The organism is Herbidospora sakaeratensis, from assembly GCF_001570525.1.
Lineage (GTDB): Bacteria > Actinomycetota > Actinomycetes > Streptosporangiales > Streptosporangiaceae > Herbidospora > Herbidospora sakaeratensis.
Map to the genome: position 1 here is coordinate 62,959 of NZ_BBXC01000028.1, position 18,224 is coordinate 81,182.

Annotated in this window: 1 protein-coding gene; it reads right to left on the minus strand. The window is 77.6% G+C overall.

Annotated elements, in window-relative coordinates; translation table 11 throughout:
* Positions 1-10 precede the first annotated feature (10 nt).
* Entirely contained in the window at positions 11-18,214 is an 18,204-nt protein-coding gene (locus AW271_RS36380) for a type I polyketide synthase (RefSeq protein WP_218008266.1), read from the minus strand.
* Positions 18,215-18,224: the final 10 nt, after the last annotated feature.

Sequence of the window (18,224 nt, forward strand, 5' to 3'; positions counted from 1 at the left end):
GGCGGTCCATCTACGACACCCCGAGTTCGTTTTCGATGAAGTCGATGACCTCGTCGGCGGTGGTCGCGGCCTCGAGCCGTCCGGCGGCCTGCTGCTCGTCGGGGGTCTCGCCGGCGCCGATCCACTTCGACAGGACGGTCCGCAGGCGGGCCGTGACGTCGGCGCGGAGGTCGCTGCCGGGCGGGATCGCGGCGAGCACCGACTCCAGCGTGTCGATCTCGGTGAACACCTGCGGCGCGGCGTCCTCGTCGTGGTGCAGCGCCGACCGGAGGTGGGCGGCGAGCGTCGCGGGGGTCGGGTAGTCGAAGACGACGGTGGCGGGCAGCCGCCGTCCGGTGGCCTCGTTGAGGCGGTTCCGCAGTTCGACGGCCGTCAGCGAGTCGAAGCCGAGGTCGCGGAACGCCCGGCCGGCGCCGACCGGGTCGGCCGAGGTGTGGCCGAGCACGGCGGCGGCCTCGGCGCGGACCAGGTCGACCAGGATCCGGTCGGCCTCCGCCGCCGACCGGCCGGCCAGGCGCGCGGCCAGGGCCGAACCGTCCGGCTCCGGGGCGTCGGATCCGGGTGCTTCGAGGGCGTCGCGCACCTCGGGCAGGCCGCTGAGGAGCGGGCTGGGCCGCCGCAGGGTGAACACCTCGGCGAACCGGGCCCAGTCGACGTCGGCGACGGTCACCACCCCGCCGCCGCCGTCGACGACGGAGGCCAGCGCGGCGACGGCCCGGTCGCCGTCGAGGAAACGCAGGCCGCGGGAGCGCAGGGCGGTCTGCGCGCCGTCGCTGCCGGCCATGCCGCCACCGCTCCACGGGCCCCAGGCGACCGAGGCGCCGGTCAGGCCGCGGGCCCGCCGGTTCTCGACGAGCGCGTCCAGGTAGGCGTTGCCGGCGGCGTAGCCGGGCTGGTGGCCGCTGCCCCAGGTGGCGGAGATCGAGGAGAAGACCACGAAGGCGTCCAGGCCGGTCGTCAGTTCGTCGAGCCAGCGGGCCCCGCCGACCTTGGCGGCGGTCACGGCGGCCAGTCCGGCGGCGTCGGCCTCGTCGACCGGGATCGCCTCGGGCAGGCCCGCGGCGTGGAAGACCGAGGTCAGGGCGGGGCCGGTGGCCGCGATGCGGCGCAGCAGCCCGGCGACGTGGTCGCGCACGGCGACGTCGGCGGCGAGCACGGCCACGTCGGCGCCGCCGGAGGCCAGGTCGGCCGCCAGCGCCGCCACCCCGGGCGCGGTCGCGCCCGACCGGCCGGTCAGCACGACCCGTCCGGCGCCGCGGCTCGCGGCCCAGCGGGCGGTGCGCCCGCCGAGGGCGCCGCCTCCTCCGGTGACCAGGACCGTCCCGGCCGGGGCCCAGCGTCCGCCGGTCCGGGCGGGCGCGGGCCTGACCAGGCGGCGGGCCAGCAGGCCGCTCTTCCGGACGGCCACCTGGTCTTCCCCGGCGTCGGCCAGCACTCCGGCGAGCCGGGCCGCCGCCTCCTCGTCCACGACCGCGGGCAGGTCGACGAGACCGCCCCACCGCTCGGGGTGTTCGAGAGCGGCCACCCGGCCGAGGCCCCAGACCTGGGCCGCCATCGGCGTGACCGGGGCGTCGGCGGGGCCGGTGGTGACCGCGCCGCTGGTCACGACCCAGAGCGGCGCGGTCATCCCCAGGTCGCCCAGCGCCTGGACGACGGCCAGCGTCCGGGCCGCGCCCGCCGCCACCGTGGGGTGGTGGTCCAGCGGGTCGGCGTCCAGGGCCAGGAGGGAGACGACGCCCGTGACGTCGGCGGCGGCCTCGCTGATGCGGGCCGCGACGGCCTTGCGGTCCTGTTCGTGGTCGGGGACCTCGACGACGACCGTCTCGGCCCCGCGTGCGGCCAGCGCCTCCGTGAAGAGACCGGCGTGGGCGCCCCGGGACAACACCAACCAGGTCCCGGTCACGAGGGCGGGCGGGTCGGCGAGCGGCGTCCAGGAGATCGTGTAGCGGCGGTCGGCGACCTCCGCGTCCGCGCGTTCCCTGCGCCGCCAGGAGGCCAGCATCGGCAGGAGGCCGTCGAGCCGCTCGCGGTCGTCCACGGCCAGCGTCTCGGCCAGGGCGTGGACGTCGCCGTCCTCGACGGCCGTCCAGAACCGCCGCTCCTCCGGGCTGCCGGCGGCGGGTGCGGCGGGTTCGCCGCGGACCCAGAACCGCTCGTGGTCGAAGGGGTAGGTCGGCAGGTCGACGCGGCGTCCGTGGGGCAGCACGGCGGGCCAGTCGACGCCGACGCCGGTGACGTGGGCGCGGCTCAGCGCGGTCAGCAGCGCGTCCCGGGCGAACACGTCGGGGCGCTGGAGCGGGATGAACACGCCGTCGTCGGCGACCGCCGATCCCATGGCCGACAACGTTCCGTCGGGGCCGATCTCGACGAACACCGAGACCCCCTGGGCGGTGAGCGTGGCGACGGCGTCGGCGAACCGGACGGCGCCGCGTGCCTGCCGGGCCCAGTAGCCCGCGTCGGGCTCCGTGATGACCTCGCCGGTGAGCGCGCCCACCCAGGTCAGCGTCGGCGCGGCGTGCTCCAGCGGGGCCGCCGCCGCGTCGAGGCCGGCGAGCACCGGGTCCATCAGGGCCGAGTGGAAGGCGTGGCTGACCCGCAGGCGGCGCACCCGGCGGCCGCGTTCCCGCCAGGTCTCGGCGGCCGCGTCCACGGCCGCCGCGTCGCCCGAGACGACCACCGACGTGGGGCCGTTGACGGCCGCGACGGCCACACCGCCGTCGAGCTCGTCCTCACGCGCCTCGATGGCGGCCATCGCGCCGCCCTCGGGCAGCGCCTCCATCAGCCGGGCCCTCGCGGCGACCAGCCGGGCCGCGTCCACCAGAGACAACACCCCCGCCGCGTGGGCGGCCGCGATCTCGCCGACCGAGTGGCCGGCCACCGCGTCGGGCACCACCCCGGCCGCCTTCAGCAGCGCGACCAGGCCGACCTCGACGGCGAACAACCCGGTCTGGGCGTACACGGTCCGGTCGGCGCGCGGGTCGTGCTCGTCGCCGGTCAGCACGACCTCCCTGACGGGCAGGCCGAGATCCGCCTCGACCGCCGCGCACGCCTCGTCGAAGGCGGCGGCGAAGACCGGCGAGGCCGCGTACAGGCGACGGCCCATCCCGGCCCGCTGGGCCCCCTGACCGGCGAACAGGAAGGCGACGCGCGGCCGCCCGGCGGGCGCGGCGCCGGTCACCACTCCGGGAGCGGGCGCGCCGGAGGCCACCGAGGCCAGGCCCGCCGTCAGGTCCCCGGCGACGACGGCGCGCTGCTCGAACGCCGCGCGGCCGGTCGCCAGCGACCAGCCCACGTCGGCCGGATCGGCGTCGGCGAGCGCGCCGAGCCGCCGCGCCTGCGCGGCGAGCGCGGCCGGGGTGCGCCCGGACACCAACCACAACGGCTCGGGGTCGGCCAGCACGGCCGGTCGCGGCGGCTCGCCGGCCGCCGCCTCGTCGGGGGCCTCCTCCAGAATGAGGTGGACGTTGGTGCCGCTCATCCCGAACGCCGACACCCCGGCCCGTCTCGGGCGGCCGCCCGAAGGCCAGGCGACGGGCTCGGTCAGCAGCCGCACGTCGCCCGCCGACCAGTCGATGTGCGGCGAGGGCTCGTCGGCGTGCAGAGTGCGCGGCATCTCCTGGTGCCGCAGCGCCAGCACGGTCTTGATGACGGCCGCCATCCCGGCCGCGGCCTGGGTGTGGCCGATGTTCGACTTGACCGAGCCCAGCCACAGGGGGCGGTCCCGGTCTCTCCCGTACGTCTCCAGCAGCGCCTGCGCCTCTATCGGGTCGCCCAGCACCGTGCCCGTGCCGTGGGCCTCCACCAGGTCGACGTCGCCCGGCGTCAGCCGCGCGTTCGCCAGCGCGGCCCGGATCACCCGCTGCTGCGACGGGCCGTTGGGCGCGGTCAGGCCGTTCGACGCGCCGTCCTGGTTGACCGCGCCGCCCCGGATCACCGCCAGCACCGGGTGGCCGTTGCGGCGGGCGTCCGAGAGGCGTTCGACCACCAGGACGCCCACGCCCTCGGCCATCCCCATGCCGTCGGCCCCGGCCCCGAACGCCTTGCAGCGGCCGTCGGCGGCCAGGCCGAGCTGGGCGTTGAAGCCGGTGAACATCACCGGCGTGGCGGCCACGAACGCGCCCCCGGCCAGCGCCAGCGTGCACTCGCCCGACCGCAGCGCCTGACCGGCCAGGTGCAGCGCGACGAGCGACGACGAGCAGGCCGTGTCCACCGACACCGCCGGGCCCTCCAGGCCCAGCACGTAGGACACCCGCCCGGACAACACGCTGCTCGACGTGCCGGTCAGCAGATGGCCCTTGTCGCCGCCCGTGCCCTGGTCGAGGCCGTAGCCCGACCACGACGCGCCGACGAACACGCCGGTCGCCGACCCGCGCAGCAGCGTGGGGTCGACGCCGGCCCGCTCCAGCGCCTCCCAGGAGGTCTCCAGCAGCAACCGCTGCTGCGGGTCCATGGTGAGCGCCTCACGCGGGCTGATGCCGAAGAAGCCCGGGTCGAAGAGCCCGGCGTCGTAGACGAAGCCGCCGCGCGGCGGCGTCCCGGCGGCGTCGAGCACGGCGGCCAGGTCCCAGCCCCGGTCGTCGGGCAGGCCGGCGACGACGTCGGAACCGGCCGCGAGCAGCCGCCAGAAGTCGTCGGGGCTCTGGACGCCGCCGGGGAACCGGCAGCCGATGCCGACGATCGCGAGCGGCTCGTCGCTCGCGGTCGCGGTCACCACCACGGCGTCGTCGCGGTCGCCCAGCAGCCGGGAGCGCAGGTGGCCGGCCAGCGCCGCCGAGGTCGGGTAGTCGAAGACCAGCGTGGCGGGCAGGCTCGTGCCGGTGGCGGCGGTCAGCCGGTTGCGCAGGTCGACGGCGGTCAGCGAGTCGAAGCCGAGTTCCTTGAACGCCCGCCCGGCGGCCAGCGCCCCGGGCGAGGCGTGCCCCAGGACGACGGCCGCCTCGGCCCGCACCAGGTCGGTGAGCACACGGAGCTGCTCGGCCCGGTTCAGCCCGGCCAGCCGGGCCGCGAGCTCGTTGCCCGCCGGGCCCTCCTCGGACGGCTCCGCCTCGGCCAGCGCGCGACGGGCCTCCGGCAGGTCGGCGATCAGCGGGCTGGGCCGCTGCGCGGTGAGGACGGGCGCGAAGGCGGCCCAGTCGACGTCGGCGACGGTGAGCAGCGCCTCGCCGTGGTCGAGCGCCTCGGCCAGCGCGCCGACGGCCAGGCCGGGGTCCATCTCCCGCAGGCCCATCCGCTGGAGCACCTCGCCGGCCCGGCCCTCGGCCATGCCGCCGCCGCCCCACAGGCCCCAGGCGACCGACGTGCCGGTGAGGCCCCGGGCGCGCCGGTCCTCGACCAGGGCGTCCAGGGAGGCGTTGGCGGCGGCGTAGCCGCCGAGGTGGGAGCTGCCCCAGGTGGTCGCGCCGGAGGAGAACGTGACGAAGGCGTCGAGGTCGCCGGTGAGCGCGTCGAGGTGAGCCGCCCCGCCGGCCTTGGCGGCCATCGAGGCGTGCAGCCCGGCCGCGTCGAGCGTGCGCAGCGGGTCGCCGCCGCCGACGCCGGCCGCGTGGAAGACCGAGCTCAGATCGGGCCCGATCCAGGTCAGCAGACCGGCCACCTGCGTCTTCACGCCGACGTCGGCGGCCATCACCGCGACCGGCGTGCCGGCCAGGGCGAGGTCGGCCGCCAGGGCGGCGGCCCCGGCGGCGGCCGGGCCGGAGCGGCTGGTCAGCACCACGCGGGCGGCTCCCCGGGAGGCGGCCAGGCGGGCCAGCCGCCCGCCGATCGCCCCCGTGCCGCCGGTGATCAGGACCGTGCCGCGCGGCGTCCACGGGTTGCGGTCGCGCGGGCGCGGGGCCCGGACCAGGCGGCGGGCCAGCACGCCCGCCGGCCGGATGGACACCTGGTCCTCGGTCCTCGCGGCGAGCACCGCGACGAGCCGGTCGGCCGCCGCGTCGTCCAGGACCTCGGGGAGGTCGACGAGGCCGCCCCACCGGTCGGGGTGCTCCAGGGCGGCGACCCGGCCCAGCGCCCACACCTGGGCCTGCGCGGGGCCGGCGCCGGAGGTCAGCACCCAGAGGGGGGCCGTGGTGTCGAGGGCGCGGATCAGGTCGACCGTGGCGGCCAGCCCGGCGGGCACCACGGGGTGGGCGGGCAGCGGGGTCTCGTCCATGGCCAGCAGCGAGACCACGCCGGCCAGCGGTCCGGCGGCCGGGTCGAAGACGACGTCCGCGCCCCGGGCGGCCAGCGCCCCGGCGACGGGGGCCGCGTCGACGCCCTCGGGGGCGACCACGAGCCAGGTCCCGCTGAGCGTCGCGGCGGGGACGGCGACCGGGACCCAGGTGATCCGGTAGCGCCAGCCCGCGCTGCGCGAGCGGCGTCGCCACGACGTCAGGGCGGGCAGCACCTCGTCGAGCCGCCGCCCGTCGAGGCCCAGGGTGTCGGCCAGGCCGGTTACGTCGCCGTCGTCGACGGCGGACCAGAAGGCGTCCTCGGCCGGGTCGCCGGTCCGGGCGGGGGCGGCGAGCAGCCCCTCGGCCCAGAAGCGCTCGCGGGCGAAGGCGTAGGTCGGCAGGTCGACCGAGCGTCCGGGGGTGAGCACCGCCCGCCAGTCGACCGGCACGCCGTGGACGTGGACCTCGGCCAGCGACCGCATGACCCGGCCGGGCCCGCCGTCGTCGCGGCGCAGGGTGCCGACGGCCAGCGGCGGATCGCCGTCCTGCGGCCGTCCGTCGAGGGTGGCGCTGATGGCGGCGGTCAGCACGGGGTGCGGGGAGACCTCGACGAAGACGGTGTGGCCCTCGTCGTGCAGGGTCTCGACGGCCCGGGAGAAGCGGACCGTGCCGCGCAGGCTGGCGTACCAGTAGCCGGGGCCGGCGTCCGCGCCGGAGAGGACCTCGCCGGTCAGCGCCGACACCAGCGGGATCGAACCCGGGCGCGGGACGATGCCGTCGAGGGCGGTCAGGATCTCCGCGCGCAGGTCCTCGACCTGGGGGCCGTGCGAGGCGTAGTCGACGGGGAGCAGGCGGGTGCGCACACCCGCCCGTTCGCACGCGGTCGCGATCTCGGCCAGCGCGGCGACGTCGCCGGAGACGACGGTGGCCTCGGGCCCGTTGACCGCCGCCACCGACACGCGGCCGTCCCAGTCGCCGATCCGCGCCTCGATGACGTGCGCCGGTTCGCCGATCGAGAGCATGCCGCCCCGGCCCGACAACGCGGTCAGCGCCCTGCTGCGCAGCGCCACCACCTTGGCGGCGTCCTCCAGCGACAGGATCCCGGCGACGACCGCCGCCGCGATCTCGCCCTGCGAGTGCCCGGCCACGGCGGCCGGGCGGACTCCGGCGGCCTGCCAGACGGCGGCCAGCGAGACCATCACGGCCCACAGGGCGGGCTGCACGACGTCGACCCGGTCGAGGTCGAGGTCGTCATGGAGCGACCAGTCGACGTACGGGGCCAGGGCCGCGTCGCACTCGGCCAGCCGGGCCGCGAACACCGGGCTGCCCTCAGACAGCTCCCGGCCCATGCCGGCCCACTGCGAACCCTGGCCGGGGAAGACGAACACCACCGGGCGCGCCGGACCGGCCACGCCGCTCACCACGTCGCCCGACGAGCGCCCCTCGGCCAGGGCCGCGAGCCCGTCGGGGCCGACGACCACGGCGCGGTGCTCGAAGGCGGTCCGGGTCGTCGCCAGCGCCCAGCCCACGTCCAGCGGGTCGGCGTCGGCGGCCGTCAGCCGCGCGGCCTGGGCCTTCAGCGCCTCCGGGGTGCGCGCTGAGATCGGCCAGGCTCGCACGCCCGGCAGCACCGGCGGCGGCCCGCTCTCAGCGGCGGGTTCGTCGGCCGGGGGCGCCTCTTCGAGGATGACGTGGGCGTTGGTGCCGCTCATGCCGAACGACGACACCCCGGCCCGGCGGGGGCGGTCGCCCTTCGGCCACGGCACCGGCTCGGTCAGCAGCCGCACGTCGCCCGCCGACCAGTCGACGTGCGGCGACGGCTCGCCGGCGTGCAGGGTGGGCGGCAGCAGGTCGTGCCGGAGCGCCAGCACCATCTTCATGACCCCGGCCACGCCCGCCGCCGACTGCGTGTGCCCGATGTTCGACTTCACCGAGCCCAGCCACAGGGGCCGGTCGCGGTGCCGCCCGTACGTCGCCAAGAGCGCCTGCGCCTCGATCGGGTCGCCCAGCGTCGTCCCGGTGCCGTGGGCCTCGACGGCGTCCACGTCGGCGGCCGACACGTCGGCGGCGGCCAGCGCCGCGCGGATGACCCGCTGCTGCGACGGCCCGTTCGGCGCGGTCAGGCCATTGGAGGCTCCGTCCTGGTTCACGGCGCTGCCGCGCAGCACGGCCAGCACCCGGTGGCCGTTGCGCCGGGCGTCGGACAACCGTTCGAGCAGCAACATCCCGGCGCCCTCGGCCCAGCCGGTCCCGTCGGCGCCCGCGCCGAACGCCTTGCAGCGGCCGTCGGACGACAGGCCCTGCTGGCGGGAGAACTCGGAGAAGCCGGTCGGCACCGCCATGACGGTCACGCCGCCGGCCAGCGCCAGCGAGCAGTCGCCCGACCGCAGCGCCTGCGCGGCCAGGTGCAGCGCCACCAGCGACGAGGAGCAGGCCGTGTCGACCGTCACCGCCGGGCCTTCGAGGCCCAGCGTGTAGGAGACCCGGCCGGAGATGACGCTGGCGGCCATGCCGGTGAGCTGGTAGCCCTCCAGCCCGGACGCGCCGACGCCGTAGCCGGAGAACCCGGCCCCGGCGAACACGCCGGTGTCGCTGCCCCGCAGCGACCGCGGTTCGATGCCCGCCCGCTCCAGCGCCTCCCACGAGGTCTCCAGCAGGATGCGCTGCTGCGGGTCCATCGCCAGCGCCTCGCGCGGGTTGATGCCGAAGAAGCCGGGGTCGAAGTCGGCCGCGTCGTGCAGGAACCCGCCGGCGCGGGCGTGCGACGTGCCGGACCGCCCGGGATCGGCGTCGAAGAGGCTCTCCAGGTCCCAGCCCCGGTCGGCCGGGAAGGCCGAGACCGCGTCGGCGCCGGTGGCGACCAGCTGCCAGAACGCTTCGGGGTCGTGGACGCCGCCGGGGAAACGGCAGGCCATCGAGACGACGGCGATGGGGTCGCCGTCGACGGCGACCGGGCCGCGGGCCCGGTCGGGCCCGTCGGCGTCGCCGAGCAGCTCCGCCCGCAGCAGTTCGGCCAGCGCGCGCGGGGTCGGGTGGTCGAAGACGAGCGTGGCCGGCAGCCGCAGGCCGGTCAGGCCGGTCAGCCGGTTGCGCAGTTCCACGGCGGTGAGCGAGTCGAAGCCGATGTCGCCGAAGGCCCGTTCGGCGTCGACCGCCGAGGCGGACGGGTGTCCCAGCACCGCCGCCGCCTCGGTCCGGACGAGGTCGACGAGGGCCTGTTCCCGCGCGGCCCGGTCGAGGCCGGCCAGGCGGCGGGCCAGGCCGGTGCCGGGCTCCGGACCGGCGGCGGCCGGGAGGGCGCGGATCTCCGGCAGGTCCCGGACGAACGGCAGGCGCCGCAGCTCGGCCATCCGGGCGACCGCTTGGGCCCAGTCGACGTCCATGACGGTCAGCGCGCCGGCGTCGTCCATGGCCTGACCGAGCACCCGCAGCGCCAGGTCGGGGTCCATCGCCGTGAGCAGGCCACGGTCGAGGCGCTGGCGGGCCGCGTCGCCCGACTGAGCCATGCCGCCCCCGGCCCACGGGCCCCAGGCCAGCGCGACGCCGGGCAGGCCGCGGCCGCGCCGGTGTTGCGCCAGCGCGTCGAGGTAGGCATTGGCGGCGGCGTAGTTGCCCTGGCCGCCCCCGCCGAAGGTGCCGGCCGAGGAGGAGAACAACACGAACGCGTCGAGGTCCTCGGTGAGCTCGTCGAGGTGGGCCGCGCCGCCCGCCTTGGCGGCGAGCACGGCGGCGAGCCGGTCGGCGTCCAGCCGGTCGAGCACGCCGTCGTCCAGGACCCCGGCGGTGTGCACGACCGTTCGCAGCGCGGGCCCGCCGGCCGCGATCCCGGCCAGCAGCCCGGCGACGTCGGCACGGTCGGCGACGTCGGCCGCGACGATCGCCGCCGTGGTGCCGGCCAGCGCCAGCTCCGCCGCCAGGTGCCCGGCTCCGGGCGCGCCGGGGCCCGAGCGGCTCGACACCACGACGCGCTCCGCGCCGCGTCCGGCCAGCCAGCGGGCGACCCGCGCGCCGATCGCGCCGGTGCCGCCGGTCACCAGGGACGTGCCCCGGGGCGTCCAGCGCGGCCCGGCGGGGACCTCGCCGGCCCGGACCAGGCGGCGGCCCAGCACGGCGGCGTCCCGGATGGCGACCTGGTTCTCGCCCGCGCCGGCCAGCACCGAGGCCAGCCGGGCCGAGGCCCGGTCGTCGAGGACCGGGGGCAGGTCGATCAGGCCGCCCCAGCGGTCGGGATGCTCCAGCGCGGCGACCTGCCCGAGCCCCCAGACCTGCGCCTGGATCGGGGCCGTCAGCGGGTCGGCCGGGGCGGCGGCCACCGCCCCCCGGGTCACCACCCACAACGGCGCGGCCGAGCCCACGTCGCCGAGCGCCTGGAGGAGCCCGAGCGTGCCGGTCACCCCGGCGAGCGGCCCGTCCGCCAGCGCCAGCAGCGACACCACCCCGTCGAACGCGCGGGCGCCGAGCAGGGCGGCGATCGACTCCCGGTCGAGCCCGTCCGGCGTGACGCGGTCGACCCGGACGCCCCGGACCGTCAGCGCGTCGGCGCACTCCGGGGCCAGGTCGTCGCCGACCACCAGCCAGGTCCCGGCCGGGCGGGCCGGCGGCAGGTCGGTCAGCGGCGTCCACGACGTGCGGTAACGCCAGTGGCCGGTGGCCGAGGCGTCCCGTTCGCGCCGCCGCCACGACGTGAGGCTGGGCAGCACCGCGCCGAGCCCGGCCGCGTCGGCCAGGTCGAGCGTGCCGGCCAGGGCGGCCAGGTCGCCGTTCTCGACCGCGGCCCAGAACCCGGCCTCGGCCGCGGATCCGGCGACCGCGGCCGCGCCGGGGCGCAGCACCTGCGGGCCGCCGGGCCAGAAGTTCCGATGCCGGAAGGCGTAGGTGGGCAGCTCGACCGGCCGCCGGGCGGGCAGCACGGCGGCCCAGTCGACGGGCACGCCGACGACGTGGGCGCGGGCCAGCGCCTCGATCGGGCGGCCGCGCACGGGGACGAACGCGGCGGCGTCGAGGACGGCCGCCCCCAGCCCCGACAACGTCGCGTCGGGGCCGATCTCGACGAACACCGACACGCCCCGGGCGGCCATCGTCGTGACGGCGTCGGCGAACCTGACCGGGCGGCGGGCCTGCTCGGTCCAGTAGCCCGCCTCGGGCACCTCGACGACCTCGCCGGTCAGCGCCCCCACCCAGGTCAGGGCGGGGGCCATCAGCTCCAGACCGGCGGCGGCGCGGCCGAGTGCGTCCAGGGCCGGGTCCATGTGGGCCGAGTGGAACGCGTGGCTGACCCGCAGGCGGCGCACCCGGCGGCCGCGCGCCCGCCAGCTCTCGACGATCCCGGCCACGGCGGGTTCGTCGCCGGAGATCACCACCGACGACGGGCCGTTCACCGCCGCCAGCGAGACGTCCGGCCGCCCGGCGAGGTCGGCCAGCATCTCGGCCTCGGTCGCGGCCACCGCCGCCATCGCGCCGCCCTCGGGCAGCGCCTGCATCAGCCGCGCCCGCGCGCCGACCAGGCGGCAGGCGTCCGCCAGGGTGAGCACCCCGGCCGTGTACGCCGCCGCGACCTCCCCCACCGAATGCCCGGCGACCGCCTCGGGCACGACGCCGGCCGCCGCCAGGAGCGCGACCAGGCCCACCTCGACGGCGAACAGCCCGGTCTGCGCGAAGACGGTCTGGTGGGCCCGCGCGTCGTCCTCGTCGACGCCGAGCACGACCTCCCTGACCGGCAGGCCGAGCTCGGCCTCCAGCAGGGCGCACGCCTCGTCGAACGCGGCGGCGAAGACCGGCGAGGCGGCGTACAGGTCGCGGCCCATGCCCGCCTTCTGGGCGCCCTGACCGGCGAAGACGAAGCCGACCCGGGGCGGCGCGGCCGGGACCGCGCCGGTGACGACGCCGGGCGCGGGGGTGCCGTCGGCCAGCGACCGCAGGCCAGCCAGGAGGTCGTCGCCGGTGACGACGGCCCGGTGCTCGAACGCCGACCGGGTGGTCGCCAGCGACCAGGCCACGTCGGCCGGGTCGAGGCCGGGGCGGGCGGTCACGAAGTCCGCCAGCCGGTCGGCCTGGGCGGCGAGCGCGGCCTCGGTGCGGGCCGACACCAGCCACACCGGCGCGGCGCCGGGCTCCGCGGGCGCCTCTTCGAAAGGCTCCTCGTCGGAGGGGGCCTCTTCGACGATGACGTGGGCGTTGGTGCCGCTGATGCCGAATCCGGAGATCCCGGCCCGGCGGGGGCGACCGTCCGACGGCCACGGCGCCGGCTCGGTCAGCAGCCGCAGCCCCGAGTCGGCCCAGTCGACGTGCGGGGAGGGCTCCTGAGCGTGCAGGCTGGCGGGCAGCCGCTCGTGCCGCAGGGCGAGGACCATCTTCATCACCCCGGCCACCCCGGCGGCGGCCTGGGCGTGGCCGATGTTCGACTTCACCGAGCCCAGCCACAGCGGCCGGGCGGGGTCGCGGTCCCGCCCGTAGACGGCGGCCAGCGCCTGCGCCTCGATCGGGTCGCCGAGCACCGTGCCGGTGCCATGAGCCTCGACGGCGTCGACGTCGGCGGGGGTCAGCCCGGCGTTGGCCAGCGCGGCCCTGATCACCCGCTGCTGCGAGGGGCCGTTGGGCGCGGTCAGCCCGTTGGACGCGCCGTCCTGGTTCACGGCGGTGCCCCGGATGACGGCCAGGACGGGGTGGCCGTTGGCGCGGGCGTCGGAGAGCCGCTCCAGCACGAGCACGCCCGCGCCCTCGGCCATGCCCATGCCGTCGGCCTCGGCCGAGAACGACTTGCAGCGCCCGTTCCCGGCCAGGCCGCGCTGCTTGGAGAACCCGACGAGCTCGGCCGGGGTGGCCAGCACCGTCACGCCGCCCGCCAGCGCGAGGCGGCACTCGCCCGAGCGCAGCGCCTGACCGGCCAGGTGCAGCGCGACCAGCGACGAGGAGCAGGCCGTGTCCACGGTCATGGACGGCCCCTCCAGCCCGAGCGTGTAGGAGACCCGGCCGGAGATGACGCTGCCGGCGTTGCCGGTCACCATGTGGCCCTCCAGCCCGGAGGTGCCGGCGGGGGCCAGCTGCAGGCCGGTGGCGTAGCCGGAGGAGTAGCCGCCCGCGAACACGCCCGTGGCGGAGCCGCGCAGCGAGCGCGGGTCGATGCCGGCCCGCTCCAGCGCCTCCCAGGAGGTCTCCAGCAGGAGCCGCTGCTGCGGGTCCATGGCCAGCGCCTCGCGGGGGCTGATGCCGAAGAACCCCGGGTCGAACAGCCCGGCCTCGCGCAGGAAACCGCCGGCCTGGACGTAGGCCGTCCCCGGGTTGTCGGGGTCGGGGTCGAAGAGGTGGTCGACGTCCCAGCCCCGGTCGAGCGGGATGCCGGAGATGCCGTCGCGGCCGGCGGCCAGCAGCTCCCAGAAGCTCTCGGGGCCGTCGACGCCGCCGGGGAAACGCCCGGCCATGCCGATGACGGCGATCGGCTCGTCGTCGAGGGGGGCGGTCGCCACCGGGGCGGCGGCCGCCGCCAGGTCGCCCAGCAGTTCGCCGCGCAGGTAAGCGGCGAGCACGAGCGGGGTCGGGAAGTCGAACAGCAGGGTGGCCGGCAGCCGCAGCCCGGTGGCCGCGCCGACCTGGTTGCGCAGCTCCACGGCGGTGAGCGAGTCGAACCCGAGGTCGCTGAACGCGCGGGCGGCGTCCACCTCCTCCGGGGAGGCGTAGTCGAGCACGGCGGCGGCCTCGCGCCGGACGACGTCCACGAGGAGCCGGTCCTGCTCGGCCCGTGACAGGCGGGCGAGCCGCCGCGCCAGGTCGCCGCCGGTCGGCGCGGCGCCCGCCGGTCCCGTCTCGCGGCTCTCGGCCAGCCGCCCGACCTGGGGCAGGTCGCGCACGAACGGCACGGTGTGCAGGTCGGCCATGCCGGGCGCGCCGGCCATCTCCGACCAGTCGACGTCCATGACGGTGAGGGCGGTGTCGTCGCCGTCGACCGCCCCGGCCAGCGCCTGGACGGCCAGCGCGGGGTCCATCAGGACCTCCCACCGGTTCCGGTCGAGCCGCTTGCGGGTCGCCTCGCGCGCCTGGGCGACGCCGCCGCCGGCCCACGGCCCCCACGCGATCGACAGGGCCGTCCGGCCGCGCCCCCGTCGGTGCTCGGCGAGCGCGTCGAGGTGGGCGTTGGCGGCGGCGTAGTTGGCCTGGCCGCCGCCGCCGAAGGTCGCGGCGGCCGAGGAGAACAGCACGAACGCGTCGAGGTCGCCGGTCAGCTCGTCGAGCAGGTCGGCGCTGGTCGCCTTGGCGGCCAGCACCGCCGCCAGCCGGGCCGGGTCGAGCCGCGCGATGACGCCGTTGTCGACGACCCCGGCCGTGTGCATGACGCTGGACAGGTCCGGCCCGGTGGCCGCGATGCGGCGCAGCAGGCCGGTGACGTCGTCTCGGCGGCCGACGTCGGCCGTGAGCACCTCGACGGTGGTCCCGGCCTCGGCGACCTCGGCCGCCAGGGCGGCCGCGCCGGGGGCGGCGCAGCCGGAGCGGCTGGTCAGCACGACCCGGGCGGCGTCGCGGGTGGTCAGCCAGCGGGCCACGTGGCCGCCGATCGCGCCGGTGCCGCCGGTGACGAGCACGGTGCCGCCGGGCGTCCACCGGCGGCCGTCGCGCGCCGGGGCGGGCACGAGCCGCCGGCCGAGCACGCCGCCGGGCCGCACGGCGGTCTGGTCCTCGCCCGGCCCTCCGGTCAGGATCGCGCACAGCCGGTCGGCCGCCCGCTCGTCGAGCACCTCGGGCAGGTCGACCAGGCCGCCCCACCGGTCGCGGTGCTCGAACCCGGCGACCCGGCCGAGCGCCCACGCCTGGGCCTGCGCGGGCGCGGTCAGCACCTCGCCGGGGGCCGCCGCGACCGCGCCCCGGGTGAGGATCCAGAGCGGGGCGTCGAGGCCCCGCTGGATGAGCGCCAGCGTGCCCGCGAGGCCGGCGGTGACGTCGGGGAAGCCGGGGTGGGGGGTCTCGTCGAGGGCGAGCAGGGAGACCACGCCCGCGACGGGCGTGCCGGGCGTCAGTTCGCCGACCACGTCGGCGCCGCGGTCTTCGAGGGCCTGCCGCAGCCGTTCGGTGAGGTCGTGGCCGGGGGCGGACACCAGGAGCCAGGTGCCGGACAACCGTCCGGGGGCCGGGTCGGGGATCGGCGTCCACGAGACGCGGTAGCGCCACGACTCGGTGGCGAAGCGGGCCCGTTCGCGTCTCCGCCACGCGGTCAGCGCGGGCAGCAGCTCGTCGAGGGGCCGGGCGCCGACGGCCAGCAGGCCGGAGAGCCCGTCGAGGTCGGCGTTCTCGACGGCGGCCCAGAAGCGGGCCTCGGTCTCGCTGCGCCACTCGCCGGGGACGGGCGCGGACGCGTGCCGCGCGGGGGCCAGCCAGTAGCGGTGCCGGGCGAAGGCGTAGGTGGGCAGCTCGACGACGGTCCCGGCGGGCAGCACCGCCGTCCAGTCGACCGGGACGCCGCGCGTGTGCAGGCGGGCCAGGGCGGTCAGGAAGCGGCGCGGCCCGGCGTCCTCGCGGTCGAGCGTCCCGGTGACCAGCGGGCCCTCGTCGTCGAGGGTCTCGGCGATGGCGGCGGTGAGCACGGCGTGCGGGGACACCTCGACGAAGGTGCGGTGGCCGTCCTTCGCCAGCGCCAGCACGGCGTCCTGGAACCGCACCCGCTCGCGGACGTTGGCGTACCAGTACGCCGCGCCGAGTTCCGGGCCCTCCACCCGCGCGCCGGTCACCGTCGAGTACAGCGGGATCCGGCCCGGCCGAGGCTCGACGGCGGCCAGGTCCCCGGCCAGCGCGTCCTCCAGCGGGGCCACGCGGGGCGAGTGGGCCACGAAGTCGGTCTCCGGGATGCGCCAGCGCAGCACCCGCCGGGCCGACAACTCGCGCTCGAACACGGCCAGCGCGTCGAGGTCGCCGGAGACGACGGTCGTCGCGGGCCCATTGACGGCGGCCACGGACAGGTCGTCGTTGCCGGCCAGCAGCTCCTCGACGGCGGCGACCGGCATGACGACCGACAGCATCCCGGCCGAGGCGGCCAGCCGCGAGAGCCCCCGGCTGCGGGCCGCGACGACCCGGGCGGCGTCCTCCAGCGACAGGATCCCGGCCACGCAGGCGGCGGCGATCTCGCCCTGGCTGTGCCCGGCGACGGCGTCGGGACGCACCCCGGCCGCCTCCCACATCGCCGCGAGCGACACCATCACGGCCCACAACACCGGCTGCACCACGTCGGCCCGCTCCAGGCCGGGCGCGCCGTCCCTGCCCAGCAGGACGTCGGCGGGGTCCCAGTCCACGTGCGGCCGGAGCGCGTCGGCGCACTCGGCGAAGCGGGCCGCGAACACCGGCGAGGCCGCCAGCATCTCCCGGCCCATCCCGGCCCACTGCGTGCCCTGACCGGGGAAGACGAACACCTTCCTGCCGGTACGGGCGGCCACGCCCGAGACCAGCCCGGGGCCGCGCCCGCCCGTGGCGAGAGCCGCCAGATCGGCCGGATCCGCGCCGACCAGGGCGGCCCGGTGCTCGAACGCCGACCGCGTCGTGGCGAGCGACCAGGCGACGTCGACGGGGTCCCGATCCGTGCCGTCCCCGGTGAACGCGGCCAGCCGCCGCGCCTGCTCGGCCAGTCCGGCCTCCGAGCGGCTCGACACCAGCCACACCGGCGGGGCGTCGTGGAAGAGGATGGGCGACGGCTCGGCGACGTCCTCGGCGGGCTCGGCCGCCGGTTCCTCGGCGAGGATGACGTGCACGTTCGTGCCGCTCATGCCGAACCCGGACACACCCGCCCGGCGGGGCCGCTCCCCCGGCTCCCAGGGCGTCGCCTCGGTCAGCAGCCGCACGTGGCCCGCCGACCAGTCGATGTGCGGCGAGGGCGCGTCGGCGTGCAGGGTGCGGGGCAGCAGGCCGTGCCGCAGCGCCAGCACCATCTTGATCACTCCGGCCATGCCCGCCGCCTGCTGCGGGTGGCCGAGGTTCGACTTGATGGAGCCCACCAGCAGCGGCCGGTCCTCGGGCCGCTCCTGGCCGTAGGTCGCCAGCAGCGCCTGGGCCTCGATCGGGTCGCCCAGGGCGGTGCCGGTGCCGTGGGCCTCGACGGCGTCCACGTCGGCCGGGGACAACCGGGCGTCGGCCAGCGCGGCCCTGATGACCCGCTGCTGGGCGGGCCCGTTGGGGGCGGTCAGCCCGTTGGAGGCGCCGTCCTGGTTCATCGCGCTGCCCCGGACGACCGCCAGCACCCGGCGGCCGTGGCGGCGGGCGTCCGACAACCGCTCCAGCACCACGATGCCGGCGCCCTCGGCCACGCCCATGCCGTCGGCGCCGTCGCCGAACGCCTTGCACCGGCCGTCGGGGGCCAGCCCGAGCTGGGCGCTGAAGTCGGTGAACATGACCGGGGTGGACGCCACGAAGACGCCGCCCACCAGGGCGAGCGAGCACTCCTTCGCGCGCAGCGCGCGGGCGGCCAGGTGCAGCGACACCAGCGCCGAGGAGCAGGCGGTGTCGACCGTGACCGCCGGTCCTTCGAGCCCGAGGGTGTACGCGACGCGCCCCGACAACACGCTGCTCGCGGTCCCGGTGACGAGATGGCCCTCCAGCTCGGTCTCCGCGCCGAGCCCCCAGCCGTACCCCGACGACGACGCCCCGGCGAAGACGCCGGTGGCCGAGCCGCGCAACGACTGCGGGTCGATCCCGGTCCGCTCCAGCGCCTCCCACGCGACCTCCAGCAGCATGCGCTGCTGCGGGTCCATCGCCACCGCCTCACGCGGGCTGATGCCGAAGAAGCCCGGGTCGAACTCGCCCGCGCCCTCGACGAACCCGCCGGCGCGCACGTGGGACGTCCCGTCGGGGCCGAGCAGCTCGTCCAGGTCCCAGCCCCGGTCGTGCGGGAACCCGCCGATCGCGTCGACGCCGCCGGTCAGCAGCTCCCACAGGTCCCCCGGGCTCCGGACCCCGCCCGGAAAGCGGCAGCCCATGCCGACGATCGCGATCGGCTCGCTCGCCGCCGCCTCGATCTCGTCGAGCCGCTGACGGGTCTCGTGCAGGTTGGCCGTCACCCGGCGGAGGAAGTAGCGCAGCTTGTCGTCGTCGCTCACCTGCGGATCC